The organism is Lactococcus ileimucosae (assembly GCF_943193185.1).
Classification (GTDB): domain Bacteria; phylum Bacillota; class Bacilli; order Lactobacillales; family Streptococcaceae; genus Lactococcus; species Lactococcus ileimucosae.
Genome location: NZ_CALPDE010000008.1, coordinates 1 through 19,364, shown reverse-complemented (window position 1 = coordinate 19,364; position 19,364 = coordinate 1). Strand labels below are relative to the sequence as shown.

The 19,364-nt window shown below is 41.8% G+C and carries 12 protein-coding genes; 11 read left to right on the top strand and 1 reads right to left on the bottom strand.

Translation table 11 applies throughout. The features are described from left to right. The first annotated feature begins 173 nt into the window (after nucleotides 1-173). The gene (gene cshA, locus NFR51_RS04975; RefSeq protein WP_251712612.1) at nucleotides 174-1,742 is read left to right on the top strand and encodes a degradosome RNA helicase CshA; all 1,569 of its coding nucleotides are present in this window, start codon (nucleotides 174-176) and stop codon (nucleotides 1,740-1,742) included. Between the two features lie 190 nt (nucleotides 1,743-1,932). Here cshA and NFR51_RS04970 read toward each other — a convergent pair whose 3' ends face one another. Then, nucleotides 1,933-4,140, bottom strand: a complete 2,208-nt coding sequence (locus tag NFR51_RS04970; protein ID WP_251712611.1) for an alpha-galactosidase — start codon at nucleotides 4,138-4,140, stop codon at nucleotides 1,933-1,935. 601 nt (nucleotides 4,141-4,741) lie between these two features. On the opposite strand from NFR51_RS04970, the gene NFR51_RS04965 reads away from it, so the two are divergent. The 10 genes from NFR51_RS04965 (at nucleotide 4,742) to era (ending at nucleotide 19,092) form a co-directional block, all read left to right on the top strand. Then, entirely contained in the window at nucleotides 4,742-5,221 is a 480-nt protein-coding gene (locus NFR51_RS04965; RefSeq protein WP_251712610.1) for a PepSY domain-containing protein, read from the top strand. 232 nt (nucleotides 5,222-5,453) lie between these two features. Next, a complete protein-coding gene (locus NFR51_RS04960) occupies nucleotides 5,454-6,521 on the top strand; it encodes a signal peptidase I (protein ID WP_251712609.1) in 1,068 nt (355 codons plus the stop codon). Nucleotides 6,522-6,560: 39 nt separating this feature from the next. Further along, nucleotides 6,561-7,571, top strand: a complete 1,011-nt coding sequence (locus NFR51_RS04955) for a hypothetical protein (RefSeq protein ID WP_251712608.1) — start codon at nucleotides 6,561-6,563, stop codon at nucleotides 7,569-7,571. 149 nt (nucleotides 7,572-7,720) lie between these two features. Continuing rightward, entirely contained in the window at nucleotides 7,721-8,800 is a 1,080-nt protein-coding gene (locus NFR51_RS04950) for a SepM family pheromone-processing serine protease (RefSeq protein ID WP_251712607.1), read from the top strand. A 746-nt stretch (nucleotides 8,801-9,546) separates the two neighbouring features. Next, the gene (locus NFR51_RS04945) at nucleotides 9,547-10,398 is read left to right on the top strand and encodes a GNAT family N-acetyltransferase (RefSeq protein ID WP_251712606.1); all 852 of its coding nucleotides are present in this window, start codon (nucleotides 9,547-9,549) and stop codon (nucleotides 10,396-10,398) included. Nucleotides 10,399-10,993: 595 nt separating this feature from the next. Continuing rightward, entirely contained in the window at nucleotides 10,994-12,262 is a 1,269-nt protein-coding gene (locus tag NFR51_RS04940) for a signal peptidase I (protein WP_251712605.1), read from the top strand. Next, nucleotides 12,249-13,265: a hypothetical protein gene (locus NFR51_RS04935; RefSeq protein WP_251712604.1), complete on the top strand. Its 1,017-nt coding sequence runs from the start codon at nucleotides 12,249-12,251 to the stop codon at nucleotides 13,263-13,265. Before NFR51_RS04940 ends, NFR51_RS04935 begins: the two co-directional genes overlap by 14 nt. 113 nt (nucleotides 13,266-13,378) lie before the next feature. Beyond that, nucleotides 13,379-14,368: a hypothetical protein gene (locus NFR51_RS04930; protein ID WP_251712603.1), complete on the top strand. Its 990-nt coding sequence runs from the start codon at nucleotides 13,379-13,381 to the stop codon at nucleotides 14,366-14,368. Nucleotides 14,369-14,415: 47 nt separating this feature from the next. Then, a complete protein-coding gene (locus tag NFR51_RS04925; RefSeq protein WP_251712602.1) occupies nucleotides 14,416-17,373 on the top strand; it encodes a DUF7601 domain-containing protein in 2,958 nt (985 codons plus the stop codon). Between the two features lie 807 nt (nucleotides 17,374-18,180). Continuing rightward, nucleotides 18,181-19,092, top strand: a complete 912-nt coding sequence (gene era / locus NFR51_RS04920; protein WP_251712601.1) for a GTPase Era — start codon at nucleotides 18,181-18,183, stop codon at nucleotides 19,090-19,092. Nucleotides 19,093-19,364: the final 272 nt, after the last annotated feature.

Here is a 19,364-nt window from a genome sequence, read left to right as displayed (position 1 = left end):
AAAATTTAAAAAAAGAAAAGGTGGTAAGCATTTACATTTTTAAAAGTATGATATAATAGTCAAGTTATATATTCAGGCGAGTTAAGACAAATATTTTTTCGCCTGTAACTGAGCTTTCGAGCTTGGTCGTCATATTTGCCAAGGGCAAATTTAGAAAATTATAGGTGAAACAATTGAAATTCAACGAACTAGGCCTTTCAGAAGGCATTGTCGAAACTCTTACAGCTATCGGTTATAAACAGCCAACGCCCATCCAAGAGCAAACTATCCAGTTAGCGCTCTCAGGACGTGACGTTCTTGGACAAGCCCAGACAGGGACAGGGAAAACAGCCGCTTTTGGTCTCCCAACTATCGAAAAAATTAATCCAGAAAATAAAGCCATTCAAGCGCTTGTTGTTGCACCAACACGCGAACTTGCTGTGCAAGGTCAGGAAGAGCTCTTCCGTTTTGGTAAATCTAAAGGGCTTAAAGTACGTACAGTGTTTGGCGGTTCAAGCATTGAAAAACAAATCAAGGCCTTGCGCTCAGGTGCCCATATCGTTGTTGGTACACCAGGACGTATGGTTGATTTGCTTAAGCGTAAAGCACTTGACCTTTCACATCTTGAAACATTGATTCTTGATGAAGCAGACGAGATGCTCAACATGGGCTTCCTTGATGATATTGAGTTCATCATTGGGAAAACGCCAGTAGAACGTCAAACATTGCTCTTTTCAGCAACAATGCCAAATGACATCAAAAAAATTGGTGTGAAATTCATGAAAAATCCTGAACATGTCAAGGTGGCTGCTAAAGAAATGACCGCGGATCGCATTGACCAATACTTTATCAAGACAAAAGAGTTTGAAAAATTTGATGTCTTGACACGTTTACTTGATGTTGAACGTCCAGAACTTGCAATTGTATTTGGACGTACAAAACGCCGTGTAGATGAAATCACACGTGGCTTGAAATTACGTGGCTATCGTGCAGAAGGCATTCATGGGGACCTAGATCAAAATAAACGTTTACGTGTTTTACGTGACTTTAAAGGTGGACATTTGGATATTTTGGTTGCAACTGACGTTGCAGCGCGTGGTCTTGATATTTCAGGAGTTACTCACGTTTACAACTATGACATCACTCAGGACCAGGAAAGCTATGTCCACCGTATTGGGCGTACAGGTCGTGCAGGCAAATCTGGTCGCTCTGTAACCTTTGTTAGCTACAATGAAATGGGCTATCTTCGTGCTATTGAAAAGTTGACGAAAAAAGAAATGAAAGCTATGCGTCCACCAACAAAAGAGGATGCTTATCAAGCGAGCCTTTCTGTAGCTATGGATGAGATTAAACGCGACCTGCAAGAGGAAAAGCTCAAAAGTAAGTTGGCTAAGTTTGATGCAGATGCAGAGCAACTGATGGCAGACTATGATGTGAAAGAACTCGTTGCGATGCTTATCCAAAGCCGTGTGAAGGATCCAGACACAATGCCAGAAGTCCAAATCACAGCAGAACGTCCACTGCCATTTAACGGTGAAAACAAGGGCTTTAAAGGTAAGTCTAAAGGAAGCAAAGGGAGTGGCCGTTACGGGCGTGAGCGTAGTGGCAAAGGTGGCTACCGTGGTAAAGCTGACGATAAGAAACGTAACTGGCGCGATCGTGACGATAAAAAACGTGAATATTACAAAAAAGACCGCAAACCTAAAACACAGGGGAGTGAAAAGCAAACCGGCTTTGTAATGCGAAACCGTGGTGATAAATAATCAGAGAAGCGTTTTATCGAATTTCAGTTTTTACATTCTGGAACCGGTGAAAAGAGCTTTAAGTATCAGATGTTCCCTTGAGTAATTAGAGGGGACATTTTCTATATAGAAAGAAAGCTGAAACCAGTAAAAGCGTTAGGTTGAAGAGTTTAAAAAATGGGGAAGAAACTGGTGGTATTGCATTTCTTCTTTACAACTGTTTTTTTCCAGCTCTTTTAGATTTTTTAATATAATATTGGACAGAGGGGTAAACACCTGTTAGCTTAGGGAGCTTGATACCGATATTCATCAAAACTGAACCATAATATTCTTGCCCTTCAACGAGATAAAGAGCGGATTTATCAAGTCCCTTGGCTTTTAAATAAAAAGCAGGTGGGTATCCGGTTACATTTGTCGCTACAAAGGTCAAAAGACTTTCTGACTTATCCTTGGAAACAATCTGCCAAGAAGAGCATTCCGTGTCAAATGGATTTTCAAGACGGTAATAATCACCAGAAAAAATTAGTTTTTGATAGGCTTTATAAGCCTTTGTGTAATCTAAAGCTTCAGCTTTCTCATCATTAGTCATTTTTGTGAGGTCTAGCTCATATCCGAAAGTTCCCACTGCAGCTGTTAAGGCCCGTGTTTTCAGTGTTGTTATCCGTCCGTTACTATGACTTGGTGAAACTGCAACATGTGCGCCCATGGATGATATAGGGTAGAAAAAGCTCATCCCATATTGGATTTTTAAGCGATTGATGGCATCTGTGTTATCAGACGTCCAGATTTGTGGCTGATAATAAAGCATTCCCAAGTCGAAACGCGCACCACCACTTGCACATCTCTCAAAACAGACGTTAGGATAACGCGAGGTTAAACGTTCCAATAAGTCATAAAGCCCCAAAATATAACGGTGCTGTAGCTCGCCTTGGCGACCATTAACTAAATCTTTGGAAAACCAATCGGTAATCGGTCTATTCATGTCCCACTTCACATATTCAATATTTGCCTGATCAAAAATAGAAGTTAGACAATCAAAGAGATATTCAATAACTTCTGGCTTAGACATATCTAAAACAAGCTGATTACGGCCCATGAGAGGTTTTCGATGTGGAAAATTTAGTGCCCATTCGGGATGTGCGCGATAAAGTTCACTTTCTTCGCTAACCATTTCAGGTTCTATCCAGAGGCCGAATTTTAGTCCCAAATCATTAATCTTATGCACAAAATCTTTGAGTGGCATCCCAAGCTTTTCTTCATTAACATACCAATCTCCAAGGGAACGGTTGTCGTCAAAGCGGTTAGCAAACCAGCCGTCATCCATGACCAGCAAGTCCACACCGATTTCTGTTGCACTTTGAGCAATATCGAGTAGCTTTTCACCTGTGAAGTCAAAGTAGGTTGCTTCCCAGTTGTTGATAAGTACTGGACGACTGGTATTCGTAAATTTACTTCGGCTGAGATTTTGTCTGATGACATCGTGAAAGTTCTGAGAGATTCTCTCGAAGCCCTGAGAGGAGTAAGACAAGATAGCTTCGGGTGTTCCAAAAGCTTCACCTGTAACCAAGCGCCATGAGAAAGTAGAATCGCCCAAACCTAGGGTTATACGGCTTAGCTCCAGACTTGATTGTTCAGCTGTTGCTGTAAAATTCCCGCTGTAAACCAAGTTGAAACCATAGCAAGCCCCGGACGTTTCAGTGGTGTTCTTGTCTGCGATTATAAAACCAGGATTTTGACGGTTGCTTGAAACGCCATGATTTGATCCAAAGCTGTGTGTACTGTGACGAATGGGAAGACGTTCGAACTGACGCTCCATCGTCCATTTACCATGAAAATGAATCAAATCAAACTGGCCTGTATGAAAATCTAAAGTTAGAGACTGTGCTTTTCTGATAGTGATAGATGCTGTCCCTAAATTTGTGATACGGCTTGCCCGTGTAATCACGTCCCTATCTTCAAAGACACCGTAGTATAATTCAACTTCGATATTAGAAATCTTGTCAAAGAGAATAATTTTTAAAGTTTCGACTTTTTCGTCAGCTTTAGCAAAAAAACTTGGCAAACTTTCCAGTCTATATTTTCCTGACATCAACTCAAAAGTCTTAAAACGTAAATCCACCACATGTGTACCGTCTTCATTTTCAATGTCTAGAGCAACACTGCGTAAATCACCTGTGCCTGAAGTGGGATATTCTTGAGGCAGAAAGTCCAGTGAATCTGAACGATTGTTTGACTCATAGGGGTAGGGAGTGAAGTTGGCTTGCCCGTCAAATAATAAGTATGACAAGTCTTGCGGGACCATTTTTTCTCCATAGTACATATGGAACAGATGACCAAATTTGCCAATCTGCATTTGATAAAGGCTGTTTTGCGTTTCAAGGGCAAAAATGCCCTTTTCTTCATTGACGATAATAGCCATGTTGCTTCTCCTGTTCTTAGGTTTTCTATTACTAGCGCTGTGGTTCCAACTATACAAGCGCAAGAAAGGCTTAAAAAAGCAAGAGAACTAAGCAATGTGATTAGTTCTCTTTTAAGTTTAGGCAATGACAGCAGATAGGTTAGCTTAAGTAAAGCTTTCTTACTTTAAGGGGAAGTAACATGCAAAACATCAAAAGCTATATCTGCCGTAGGGAATTGTAGGAGTATAATCTTCTTTTAAAGATTTATACTAGGGACTTCATTTGACACCACACTCCACCAGGAACACACCCACCAACGATGAGCGGGAAGAGTTTAGCTTCTTTCATCCTTTCTCCTTTCTATTAAAAACAAATATTGCCTATGCAAGAACATTATCATGTTTTTGAATGAAAGTTTCAAGGGAGAAAAAGTTCTTTTTAAGTAATAATTTTTTTAAATGTTAAGGAATATCAAGCTATTCCTTTCTATTTTTATTTCTTAAATAAAAATTTTTTGTGCGGATTTGCATCTCTTTTTTCTTAATTGTAACATTTTGTTACAATATGAGTAAGAAGAGATTTATTTTTTTCTAATCAAAAGCAATAAGAAGGGATATAGGAATGGATAGGGATAAACGTAGATTTTGGATTATAATTGCATCTATTGCTGCTGCCGTAGTCTTACTACTGGGAAGCTTGTATATAGCGCTTGACTTTATTGAGGAGTGGCGAGAGCGACAACAGTTTACCCATCAGCGGGAACTCCCGCGACAGGTAGAGGATAGGGATAGGGAGAGGAATAGCCCGCCAACACAAGGGCAACCCTCGGAGGAAGAACGAACACCAGCGCCAGAACAACGTCCAGAAGGTAATCAGCAGAGAAGACAGCTCAGTCTAGATGAGGCGCGCGAAATTGCCGAGAAGTATCTGCAGTCCCGCAACATTGACGCAAGCTTCCGTAATCATTCTGGTATAGATCGCGAAGCAGGCATACGTGTTTGGGAACTTGAATACCGTGGAAGAGACGGTCTCACTCATGAGTTTTACATTGATGTCTATACAGGAGATATCGTGAAGTTTGAAACAGGGGACTGGGATTAAGGTCTAAGTAGTCTTAGGGACTACTTTTTTCTTGTTTTTACTTTAGAAAATTCATGAAATCCACATGAATTTCTTATTAAGGTTTTGTTTCTTACAAATTTCTGGTATAATGTTTTTATAAAGAAAATGTAACATATAGAAATTATAGAAATCTATTTTATGTTTTCGTAATTTTAACATCATGAATTTAATGCTGTCTACTCTATTAGGCGCAAAAAGAGGAAACTTTATAATGACGCAAATGAAAAATACGATTGAGGCACTAAAAAATAAGCCGGCTGAACGGGGGAAGTTTTCAGAGCCAGCAGTTACTCAGTTGGCGCATGAAGCGGCGGCTGAACCGCCAAGAACCCACAGCTTTTCTTTTACTCAAGAAACAATTGATGACCTCAAAAAAGAGGCTGAAGCTGCAGCTCAACGGGCCGCGGAGCTCACGCAGAGACGGGCACCGCCGCCTGAGGAGTATACTCAACCCTTGCCACAAACTTCAGAGCTCCCTCAAGAAGAAACGCTACTCATGATGCAGAATACTCTGCAACTGCAGATGCAAGCCTTTCAAGAGCAGTTGGAAGCGCACAAAGAGGAGCAAGAAAGACAAAGGATTGCTCAGCCTCTTGTGGCCTCCCAAGAAACCAAATCCGGCAAAGGAAAGTGGGTGGGGAATATTATCTTCTATATCGTCCTAACAGCGCTTTTCATCTTCATCGAGTCTGCTGTTATCGCACAGTCCGAAGATACGACACCCCGAAACATTGCAGGCTTTTCTCCCATGATTGTTCTTTCGGACAGTATGCGAGATGTTTATGCTCGTGGTGACTTTCTGATGACACGAGATGTGGAACATCAATCTCTGGAAGTTGGTGATGATATCACCTTCATCACAGAGCAGGGGCGGACGGTCACTCACCGTATCGTAGGTATCCGAGAGAATCATCTATCGACAGGTCAACGTGGATTTGAAACCAAAGGTGTGAACAATAGGCAGATTGACAGTGAGATTGTTCATGCGCGAAATGTGATAGGTAAGGTTATCTTCTCTAGTGCACTGATTGGTCATATATTGAGCTTTATCCGTGAGAACATGCTGTTGGCTTTTGCAACCTTTGTTCTCTTCCTTGTTTTCCTAGATGTTCTGATCAAGTATATCCTATCTTTCTTCTATGTACAGCGTGAGAAAAAGCAAGGGAACCACGAAGCACTGGGGGAAAGAGAGGAGAAGAAACCAGCCAAGGGCAGGAAAAAGAAAAGACGTTTTGCTAAAAACGAAACGCCGAGCATGTCTGACGAAGTCAGACCATAAAAAAATAAAGTAAAAAATTACTAAACATAAGGAGTGTTTATGAAAAACAAAACATCGAAAAGAAAACTGTGGCCTGTTGTAGCCGCAGGTGCAGCCCTACTCTTGGCAGGTACATTTGCCTGGACATCATTTAGCCAACGTGCCTTGAATGATATTGAGGGTCAACGTGTCCCTGAACATGGTGGACGTATCCACGACCAGTTCGACCGTGACTCTGGTAACAAGGATATCTTTGCTGAAAACTACGGGCAAGATACACTATTTGTCCGTATCAAGTTGAAAGAGTATATGGAAGTTGCAGGGCAGCCTGTTGACGATGACCCATCGGTTGATCCTGATGACTCGAACACTTGGACAACATTTATCCCAGGTCCAGATACAGGTGGGGATTATGCGACTGACGACCGCCAAGGTCCTCGCAGTTCACTTTTCAATGATTACTGGAACTGGAACTTAGGTATGGCACGTGTACCGGGAACAACCATGTACTTTATGCCAACCTTTAACTTGGATCCAAATAACTTCCAAACTGCTGCCGCAGGTGATGCGCGTGACTTCCTCATCGATGATGTGACACACCCAGGAGAGGGAACAGAAGGTTTTTGGCAGGAAGATGATACAGCAGTGTCTATCAGACCACAAGATGAAACTGGAGACACACATACAGCAGCACCAGTCTTGAATCAAGACCGTGGACCGGTTACAGCAGCACAATGGTTGGCTCTTTCTTCAGCTGCACAGGCTGGTATTGGTCAAACATGGATTATCGACCAAGAAAGTGGCTGGGCTTACTTTGCAATGCCTCTAGAGTCTGGTGAGGCAACACCTTACCTTCTTGATGATATTTCACAGACAGATGACTTTGAAGACAACTTGAGAACGAACTTCCCAAGTGCATCAGCACATGACTGGAGATACAGCATCCATGTCATCGGTGAGTTTGTTTCCTTTGATGATTTGGATCAATTCCTTGATGCTCCGGAAGATAACACTGTGGCAGCACAAGAAATTGTTGAACATCTTGAAGCTCGTCATACACCGCAACCATAAGCAGTATGAAAGACAGATAAAAAAGAAGAGAGGAAGCGCACTGAAAAATATTTTTCTGGGCAATTTCTCTTTTTTAGCTTTTTTGTCTTTTACATATGAGTAGGAACAAGTGAAAAATGACCTACTAAGACAAGAGAAGGAAAGGCCCTATGAAAAAGAAGTTGCCTAAAAAGTTAAAGACTTCTATTAAGATAATCGCCTTAATACTCCTAGCAGTATTCCTCATCTTTCCACTCCCCTATCGTATCGAAATTCCGGGCGGTGTTAAGTCTTTGAACGAAAGTATTGAGGTTTCGGGACACAAGGCACCTGTAAAAGCTGACGGAGGCTTCTATCTTCCTACAGTAAAAACTGCGCCTGCCAATGTCAGTCTGCTTATTTACAATATCTTTGACCGATATGCGGACATTCATCCTTCCTATTCAAGAGAGCAAGCATTATCAAAAAGACAGCAAGATGAGATTATCAGCCAGATGCAGATGCGTGTGTCAGAGAACATCGCGATATGGGAAGCGTTTCGTCTTGCAAGAAAACCGATAGATTTTGAGTATGGTGGAGCCTATGTTACAGACCTAGCAAGCCGTTCAAGCTTCCGTAATGTCTTACGACCTTTAGACTTGATTACTCATGTGGATGGGCAAGGTTTTGAAAGTAGTGAGGAAATGTATGAGTACATTAAAAAGCAGGAAGTGGGTGCGCCAGTCAAACTCCAGTATCAACGTGAGGTAAATGGAGAAAAAGTGGAGCAGACAGCAGAAGGGAATTACATCAAGCTGGATAATGGTGCAACAGGTATAGGTGTGACCCTAGTGGAGAAAACGCGGCTTCTCAGTGAACCACATGTCAGTATAAATGTTGGCGAAGTTAGTGGTCCTTCTGGCGGTTTGCTCTTTACCTTGGATATTTATAGCAAACTGGCAGGAAGAGACCTGACTCAGGGACGTAAAGTTACAGGAAGTGCGTCAATAGCACTTGGTGGAGCAGTCTGGCCTGTTGGAGGCATTAGACAAAAGGTTATCGCTGCTGAACGTCAGGAGATGGATGTGTTTTTTGTTTACGATGATGGAACGACCCAGAATAGTAACAACTACATTCAGGCAAAGAATACAGCAGAATGGCTGCACTCAGACATGTCCATCGTACCTATAAATACCGTTCGCGATGCAGTGGAGTACCTCGAGGGGCAGGGGACAGCTTGGCTAGAAGGTAGTGATAAAAAAAGTTTGTAGAAACAGTGGGGGATGATAACTTGGGCTGAGAAAAGTACAGAAAAGAGACGGGCTACAAGTCAAAATAAGTAGGAAAGCCAGTCAAGAATGCTCTTTGGAGTAAAAGTCCCCAAAATGAAAAAGTGCTTAACCCTATATAAGAATACGGTGGTTAAGCGCTTTTTGTTTAGGGACTTTAGATAAAGTGATCTTCTTTTACTTTCTCCCAGTGATCAAAGTTAAGGGAAATCTAGAAAAAGAGCTGATACTGTGAAAACGGTCATCGAATCACATAGGTTACTCCTCATCTCATACCTACACAAATTCTTTGGACGTTTTTTTACACGGATTTGAAGATACTGAATAACTTTTGGCTTGAAATCAGACGAATGTATTGATATCAAAAATGGTTTTCGAAATGACAGATTTCTGCGCTCACTCCGTTACTACATTTATCAAGTATAACATTTGTTTAAATCATTAGAAATGTTTTATGTTATACGATAAAGTTCCTTGATGTATCACTGAAAAATTTTAAATGTTTAAGAAAAATAGAGCAATTGACAAAAAATACTGAAATTCTTATAATAGTTACAAGGGACAGCAGTGAGAGCCTTATCTCACAAGGAGCTGGGCACGTCGAAAAGGTCCCAGTTTTTTTGTATAGAAAACACTTACTTCATTGAACGGTTAGGGAAGTGTAAAAAATAGTTTTAGGTGTAGATAAAAGCATTGAATTTCTTTATCAGAAATTAGGGGGAGGAATCATGTTTGTAGAAACAAAAACGATCTTAACGGAAGAGGAAAAGCAAGCAGTTAGAGAGTTGGAGAGCATTGTCCATCAATATGACGGAACATTTCGGTCGGTTTATTTGTCCAATCGGTTTAATGTCTATCCGGATATGGAGGCTTTTTACCTAGCGTACAAAGATGAGCAGTTGGTTGGCTTTATTTTTATCGATGCAGATAATCCAGATGAAGCGACATTGTTCATTTTTGTTCATCCTGAGCATCGGCAAAAGAGAGTTGCATCAGCTTTAATCGCCCAAGCAAAACAACAGTTGGAAAAATATCATATCCAATCTTGCCTTTATAAAACTGAACATGCTTTTCTTGAAAAAAATACTTGGCTACTGGATAAATTCTCGATTGATGACGAAAGAGAATTATTGATGAAAGCGGAAAATCAACCCGGTAAGGCAATAAATCATCAGTCCTTGGAAGTAAAAGAAGCGACATATCAAGATGTTGAGGAAATTGCCTTATTTCAGGCAAAGGTATTTGATGAAAGATTAGAAGAAGCACGGCGCTATGCTGAAGAAAGTATCAAAGACCCTCAGATTATTCAATACATCTTTAGAATGAACGAGCAAATAGTCGGTTCAGCTGCCATTAGTTATGAGGAACTGTCTAATTATTTTTTTGGTTTAGCTGTACGCCCTGAAAATCAAAACCAAGGTATCGGCACAGCTGCTATCAGTTTAATGATGACAGATTTAAATCAGCGTAACACATTGCCTTTTCAGCTGAGTGTGGTCAAAGATAATCACCGTGCCATCGCTGTTTATGAAAAAAATGGCTTTGAGATTATGAGTGAGATTTTATACCTGAAAAACTAGGAAAGATATTTCTGGCAGTAAAACAATTGAAGAACAAAACACTCCTGTTATAGCATATAGCGCAGACTGACTGGGAGTGTTTTTTTCATCCTGCAGTTTTGTAGCGTCACAATTTGCCTAGTTATTGTACATTTTAAATATTACTGCAATATAAAGGGCGCAGACAAATGAAGGGCCAGTACTTGAACATAGCAAGTAATTCCTGTCAAAGGAAAATTTTCTTACTGGTGAAAGTGGTCCCAGATTTTGCCTAAAGCGAGTCTGTGAAAGAAAAATCCCCAGCGATGAGTTATTTTGTGATTTGACGACTCCGAAAGAGCTTCGCTGAGCACTCTTTTAGCAGTAAAACTTCAGACAGATTTGCTCCCACAGTCCGTAATATATTCAGCATAGCTACAAATAATCTTTTCGTTGCAAGTTTAGAATAAGAAAATCGCGGGAAATACTTATTATTTTTTAATGTAAAGCTTTTTTGGTATAATGAGTTCATAAACTATATGTAATAAAAGTAAAGTAAAGAAATGAAAAATACGCATTAGTAATTTTTGCTTATAAAGGGTCTAAAGTGGTCCATTTTGACTAGAAAGGAGGGGGTATGAACAAAACTCAGAAAGGAAAAGAGTCGGTAGAAAAGGTTATCTATCATGATCTTAGTGGTGGCGAGGACTTTGCGACTGCAGCTTGTGACTTTCCAGAAGATATTCAGGCTATTCAAGATAAGATAAGGGCAAGAATACTTGCTACTGAGTCACGCCTTGAAGCATCTAAACAGGAAGTTTCTCGAGCTACAGGGTCTTTTGAAAAGCAAATAGATGTTCGGTACCCTTCTTCGCGAACCGCTGAACCAGCGATTGTTCTTCCGCCAAAGTCTAAAGAAAAAGCACAGCCCATAATTTCTGCCCAGTCTGTGCTGCAAGAACCAAGTAGACCAGTAAAAAAAGTCAAGAAAGAAGTGCTTTCTCATGAAGTTGAGAAAGAGGCTTCCCTTTCTCAAAAACAGAAAGTGAGCCACGAAGTACAGGCTGAGGAAGTTTCAAGGCAAGAGGGAACCTACAAATACTACTATGCACAGCCTAAGGAAGCCAAGCACTATCCGACAATCGTTGTAAATAAGTTGACTGTCTCTACAGCGCCACGATCGGAATTCTATGGCGAGAATAAGTCGACTTTGAATCATGAAGAGCCTAAAAAAGATCGCCAGCCTTCTAAGGGCAGATTTAAACTTAAACCCCAGTCCAAGGCTGCGGGACTTTTAGGCAACACGATTTTCTATTTGGTTATCATTGTGCTTCTAGTCTTTTTAGAGTCTCAAGTTATTTTGCAGAATGAGAACGATAGGCCGGTAAATCTTGCGGGATTTTCACCAATGACAGTCCTTTCTAACTCGATGCAGAGCGTTTATCCTAAAGGAACTTTTCTCCTGACACGTCAGACAGATCCCAACAGCCTGAACATAGGTGATGATATCACTTTTGTTACCGAAGCTAATCGTACGGTTACCCACCGAGTTGTTGGCATTGAAGAAGATTATTTGCGCACACGTGAACGTGGTTTTGTCACAAAAGGAGTGGATAATGAACGTGCAGATACTGAGGTAGTCCATGCCAGTAATGTTGTTGGCAGGGTGATTTTTTCGAGTTATCCACTTGGACGGATTGTACAATTTGTGCGTGAGCATTTAATCGTTTCGGTTATCCTGATGCTTGTCTTTATGCTTGTGCTTCATGAAATGCTCACTTTCCTCATCTCAAGACGGAGACATGGCAGCGGCGGCAGAAGTACACCTCGAAGAACCAAACCAAAGCGCAGGACCAAGCGGCGCAAGTCAAATGAAAGAAAGGTGCTGTCCCATGAAGCAATTTAACTTTCTTTCAAAAATAACTTTTAAAAAAAGATATATTATTCCTATCTTGCTGCTGAGCGTTTTAAGCATCACTTCGGCAGGTACTTTTACGTGGACATCAATCAGTCAACGGGCGGTCAATGAAACGCGCTTTGAGGAACTCCCTGGCGGACGTCTGCATGATGACTTTGAAGGTTTGAATCACCTTACGCGCCAACAGGGACGTACCAACAAGGATATCTATGTGGAAAATTACTCCTCGGAAAATATTTTGGCACGTGTTCGCCTCAGTGAATATATGGAGGTAGGAGCTGGTGCTGGAGCGGCAGAAAACAATCAGGCAACCCCTTTGAGTGGTGCAGGATTGGAAAATGCCACCCTTGCTGATCATAACTCATGGGCTGTTGTTCGACCGGGTGGTTATCTTTCAGATGCAACGACTCTCTCACGCTTGCGTGATTATGTTACGCTCCATCTTGGAGATGATAACAGTCGACCAAAAATTTTTATGCCGACCTTTAATCAAAACAATCAAAGTCAAGAGTCAAACACAACTGGTCGCGGTCTTGAAACATTGACAGGAGCCTATAACACCAACCTAGGTATTTCCATGCCAGGGACACATGACCAGTGGAGCTTGGGACAAGCTCACACCTCGACTTTACGCACTTGGGATGCGAGAAATGGAGCAGAAGTCCTGACTTCTGATGTGACCCATACTGCTCAGGCGACGGTCCAATCGCAACATGGTGGCTATATGACGATGAATGACTGGATTGCTTTGGGGCGTCCAACGGGTAATTTCTGGGTGCATGATAATGACGGCTGGTTCTATTGGGCAACATGGGTACCAGCAAATTCGGCGACCAGCCTTTTACTGGATGCTTTGGAGGTTAACTTTTCCGATGGAGAAAGTTTTTATGGCATGCATGTAGAGTCGGACTTGGCCACAGCAGAAGATATATCAACTTGGCAAGGCGTGACAGCTTCTGCGAGTGACTTGATGAACAATATTATCAACTGAGGGAAACGGAGTGGTTAAGTTTGTTCAGCAAGCTATTGCCAAGGTGTACAGGACTGCTTGGAAAAGTTCTCCTTACTTACCCCCAGAGAACTAAAGAATAGAGAAGCAAACTTATGAAAAAAAGCACCAAAACTTTTATTGCATTTTGTGTTTTAGTTGTGAGCTTAGTCTTGATTGGAGGGACTTTTGCCTACACAAATATCGCTCAACGTGCGTTGAATATGCTTGAAGGTGAGCCCTCTCTTGAATATGAGGGACGGGTTCATGATTATTTTGATGATGTATCAGGGAACAAAGACGTTTTTGCGGAAAATTTTGGAAGTGAGGCACTCCTTACTCGAGTGAAATTTACTGAACTGTTTACTCAGAACGGCGTTTCTCTGGTTCCAGGGGGAGATATTGATATCAATGACCCAATGACTTGGCCCACATGGATTCCTGGACCTGAGACAGGTGCATCACCATCAGGGACAGAAGCGCTGGGTACACGCATAGGCAGCAATGCGCCGATTAATGCTTATTTCCACTTGCAGTTGGGTCAAGCTACTCATGGAACAAATCGTCCGTGGTTCTTGCCGACCTTTAATTTGGATTCGAACTCGATACGGACGGCAACTGCTGGTGCAGGTGTTGATGTAGAAACTGGCGGAGCAACTCATCCCGGTGAGGGGACGGCTAATTACTGGACAGAGGGTATGTTTGATGCATCCATCATGGGCCCACCAGAGTCACCTGAACAGCATGAGACACGTCAAGTGCTGGAACAGGAACGCCCACCAATGACTTTTACTCAATGGCAAGCCTTGGGAGAAAGTGATCGCGTGGGACATTTCTGGGTAATTGATCAAGAAACGGGCTGGGCTTATTGGGCAGACCTTTTACTTAGCGGACAAGCGACGAGCTTCCTCTTGGACAGTAAGATTGCTCAGCCTGCGCTCAGTACGTTGAAAGGTGACGGCTCTTACCAAATTCATGCCATAGGACAATTTTCAGTTAATGATTCAACCTATCTGGAAGAGTTTTGGAGAGAAGATATGGACTCAAATCTTAATACGGCTAATGGTCAAAGTATCATTCAAACCATTCAGGATATGTACAGGTAGAAAAATGTTTAGAAGTCAAGCCAACCATGTAGAAAGGAGCACTCGACTTGAATAGAGTTAAACGTATTTTAAGCAAATTAACAGTGAGAAGTCGTGTTCTCCTTTCTGCGCTTTTATTGACAATGCTGGTGACAGGGATTACGGGTACTTTGGCTTGGAACAGTGGCAGGCAAAGTGCGCTAAATCTCGGCCAAGCAAGAAGTGCGGAACGTCCTGTCCATTTACTTAAGCTAGAGATTGATGTAGAGGGAAATCGAACAGAAGTTCCTGTACCCGGTGCGGATTTCCTGTTATTTAGAATTCCAGATCAAAATCCAGAAAATCCAGAGCAAATTCATACAACATTCACTACGAATCAAGAAGGGCGAATCACAGTATCTTTGCCACCGGGGCGCTACTTTTTCCAAGAGGTTCGTCTACCTTATGGCTTTGCACCAGAACTAGATGGAGAGCAACAGCCGATTCGTCGTTATGACTTTACCGTTGACACTGAAAGCAATAATGAAGCCCCTATCGTTACAGCCTACAACCGGCGTTTAGCTGGTGATTTGATTATCGAAAAGACCTTGGTTAATGATGACGGTCGTGAGTTAACGGAGGAGCAACGGGCACAGCTTTTTGAGTTTCGTGTCACTTTCTCCGATGGCGGGACTTACAGCTATCAAATTGATGGTCAAGGCGACCACCACGAGCTTGCTTCAGGAGAAACTTTACAACTTCGTCATGGTCAACGTGCGGTGTTTACAGGTATTCCTGTCGGTGTTCATTACATTGTGGAAGAAATTGACTTCCAGCATGGTCAAGCAAATAACTCATCAGGGAACATCCACTCTGAACCATCGATTGCAGCCTTTACTAACCGTGATATGACACGGTTAGGGAATCTGATTTTGGAAAAAGAAGTTGTGAATTCAGACGGTTCAGCTGTTACAGCTGAACAAAGAGCCATTGACTTTAGATTTGAACTTCAATTTTCAAATGTACCAGAGGATGCGGCCTTCCGTTATACGACGAACCGCTATCAGATTGATGAAGACCCAACAAATGACGATGATGTACGTGAAGGTACAGTGTCTAATGGCGATACAGTCACACTCCGTCATGGTGAAATTCTTACCATTCATAACTTGCCAGTAGGAGCTTCTTACCAGATTCGTGAGTTGGAAACTGCAGGCTTTGTTTCAGGAACGGAAGTTGTCCAAGGAAGTATCGTTCAAGATGCGCCAAATAGACATCATTTTGTCAACAGTTATCAGGTAGGGGGTGTTGAACCAATACCAGCAGTTCTCTCTTTTGAAAAGCAAGTTCTTTCATCAGATGATGAAATATTACGTGAACGAGAATTTGAGTTTGAGGTGACTTTTGAACCGAGCGAAGCCCAAGTTTTTCAGTATCGTATCATCGAAGACGGTGTAGAGGGGGAGTTGCAAAACTTTGTATCTGGTGACACCATTCGCCTAAGACATGGTCAAAAAGTTGCTTTTGCAGACTTGTCTCCGGGCCTATCCTATACTATCCGTGAAATACCTAGTGATGACTTCTTCGAAATGCTTGAAGAGGTGAGAGGAACAACGATAAACGGTGGTACTTCGCATTATGTTTTCGTCAACCGCGAGGTGCCCCACGGTTCAGCTCAGCTGATTATCGAAAAAAACGTTTTGGGCGTGGGATATGACAGCAATCACGAGTTTCTGTTTGATCTCTATATTAATGGGGTCAGACAAGACGAGGTCATCCGCTTGCGTAGTGGGCAAAGCTCAGCACCTATCGCTCTTGAATTAGGCGACCATTGGCGAGTTGTCGAACAGGATAGTTTTGGTTCTGGCTTTGTTCAAGAAGGCATCAGTAACGGAACAGGAAGTGTTGAACTGGAGCACATTGGGCAAAATATTCATGTGCGGCAAACCAACCGTTATGTTCATGAAACCATTCAGTTATCGGGAGTCAAAACTTGGGAAATGCCTGAAGGTGTTCAAACACCTCGTCATATCACCGTCCAGCTCTTGCAAGGCGATTTTGTTGTTCGACAGTTGAACGTTGAAGGGCCAGACTGGACCTATACTTTTGAAGGTTTACCAAAGTTTGACGACAATGGCAATGAAATTCAGTACCGTATTCGTGAACTGCCGATTCCAGGATGGGATGCACAAACCACCCCTGATAACATCAACCTTCATAACGTCTGGGTGGATCCTGTTCAAGTAAGCCTAGAGGTTGAAAAACAGATTACTGGGGATACTAGCCCGGATGACGAGACCTTTGAATTTGTCATGAATCCAGGCAGTCATGTGGTGCGTATCACTAATAGTGGTCGTGTACATTTTCCAGAAGTTTCTTTTGACCGCCCCGGAACCTTTGAATTTACCGTTCATGAAACACGAGGAAGTTCTCTAGGTTGGACTTATGACAATGCGGAGTACAAATGGTTTGTTAAGATCGAACAGGGTCAAGATGGTTTACTTGTTTTGGCGGAGCAATGGTTAACTAAAAACGGTGATCGGGTTGAAGGACTTCTTCCTGTCTTTGTCAATAGTTTTGACAAGTCAGCCCTACTCACTGAAACGATTAACATTCCAGTGAAAAAGCTCTGGGATCATAAAGAACTGACAGCAGATTTGCAACCTGATGCCATTATCGTTCAACTTATGGTGGAAGACAGAGAGATTAGCCGGAGACAGCTTACAGCCAGCACGGAATGGCAAACACTCTTCCAGAACTTACCTCGCTATGATTCAGAAGGAAGAGAGATTGATTATCAAGTAAGAGAACTCCCTGTTAATGGTTACACAGCTGAAATAACAGGTAATGCTCAAGAAGGCTTTGCTGTTCAAAATACCTATGTTGGTATGACTGAACCACCGAGCGAAACGCCGGATGCACCAAGTACGAACAATCGCTTGCCTGATGTTGGAGATACACTGACTATCACGGCTGTTGTTTTAGGACTTGTGAGCTTGCGTATCGCCTATCTTCTCTATAGAGAAAACAGAAGAAGCAGGTCTTAAAGAGCAAGAAGATGAGTTACCTGATTAAATGATAAATCCTGTGAGAAATTTCAATTCTCACAGGATTTATTACATGCCCTTAAAATCTGGACACCAAACATAGCCAAGAGGACAACCGACTCTAGCAAGACCAATAAATTTTGCTTCTTTCATATTATTCCTTTCCTACTTTAGTTATACTTGCAGACAGACTATCTGATTTAAACAGCTCCAGAAAGGAGTGTTTGGGCAGTATGGAGTTTCTAGTTGTTCATCCACATTTATTCGAGTGCGTGCGTTGTCAGACAGTGCACGCAGGTAGAACTATGGTTTTTAATTTAAGAAAACTAGAAACTGTAAGAATTAGAGGAGGGACACCAGCTCCAGCGGTCAGAGCAGTTGGCCCCGATAAGGTTAAAGAGTTTTGCTTTTTCCATATTTCTCCTTTAAATTCCAAGACACTATAGTCCGATAAGGCCCAGTAGAATCACATGTTTGGTCTTGTAGACACAAGCGTACACCAAAGCCATACAGGGTCACATATTGGACCAGCACTAAAAAATTTTGCTTTTTCCATGTTTTTTCTCCTTTATAAAAAAAACTATTCCTAGTGATATTATCATATTTTTAGCTGAAAGTTACAAGAGTTAAAAATCCCTGTTTAGCAAAGATTTAATCCAATATTCTAGAGTAATGCTTATGCATTTGAAATATGCATTGCGCGGCTATAATCTTTTTTTCAAAAAAAGATTAATATTTTTACCAATTGCTGCATGGTGAATAAGGTACAAGGGAGAATAAATGGGAGAATTATGATAGAATAACTCTATGACAAATAATACATTTAAATCAGGATTTGTAGCGATTTTAGGTCGGCCAAATGTCGGAAAATCGACATTTTTAAATCATGTAATGGGGCAAAAAATTGCCATCATGAGTGACAAGCCACAAACAACACGTAATAAAATTCAAGGCATTTATACGACAAACAAGGAACAAATTGTTTTCATCGACACGCCAGGTATTCATAAGCCACATAATGCCTTGGGTGATTTTATGGTGCAGTCTGCCTATTCAACCTTGCGTGAATGCGATGTGGTGCTTTTCATGGTCGCAGCGGACGAACCACGTTCTACAGGTGAAAACATGATTATTGAACGCTTGAAGAAAGCAGAAGTTCCAGTCATCTTGGTGGTTAATAAAATTGATAAAGTTCATCCAGATGCTCTTTTTGAAACTGTTGCGGACTATACGTCACAAATGGATTTTGCAGAAGTTATTCCGATTTCTGCGCTTCAAGGAAATAATACAGAGCGATTACTAGAGGTACTAAGTGCCAAGCTTGAGGAAGGCCCACAGTACTTTCCAGAAGATATGGTAACTGATCATCCGGAACGTTTCTTAGTCAGCGAAATGATTCGTGAAAAAATCTTGCTCCTAACGCGTGAAGAAGTCCCGCACAGTATTGCAGTAACGACAGATTCAATGAAGCGTGACGAAGAAACTGGAAAAATTCATATCATGGCGACGATTATTGTTGAGCGTAAGAGCCAAAAAGGAATTATCCTTGGAAAAGGCGGGGACATGATTCGTAAAATCGGGAAACTGGCACGTCGTGATATCGAGTTGATGCTGGGAGATAAGGTTTACCTCGAAACTTGGGTTAAGGTAAAGAATGACTGGCGCGACCGTAAGATGGATTTGTCTGACTTTGGTTATAAAAAAGAAGATTATATGTAAAAGGTGGTTCTTAGGAGCTGCTTTTTAATGCGCTACCAGTATTGCTCCTAAAGGAGCTAATCCTGGTCGGCAAGTCCTGTAGGACCTTGCCTAAGCGCCTTATTAGTTCAAAATCAAAAAAATATCGTTTTTGATTTTGACCGTCATAATGCCAGCCTCCGTCTTCCTCCTAAAAGGAGCTAATCCTGGTCGGCAAGTCCTGTAGGACCTTGCCTAAGCGCCTTATTAGTTCAAAATCAAAAAAATATCGTTTTTGATTTTGACCGTCATAA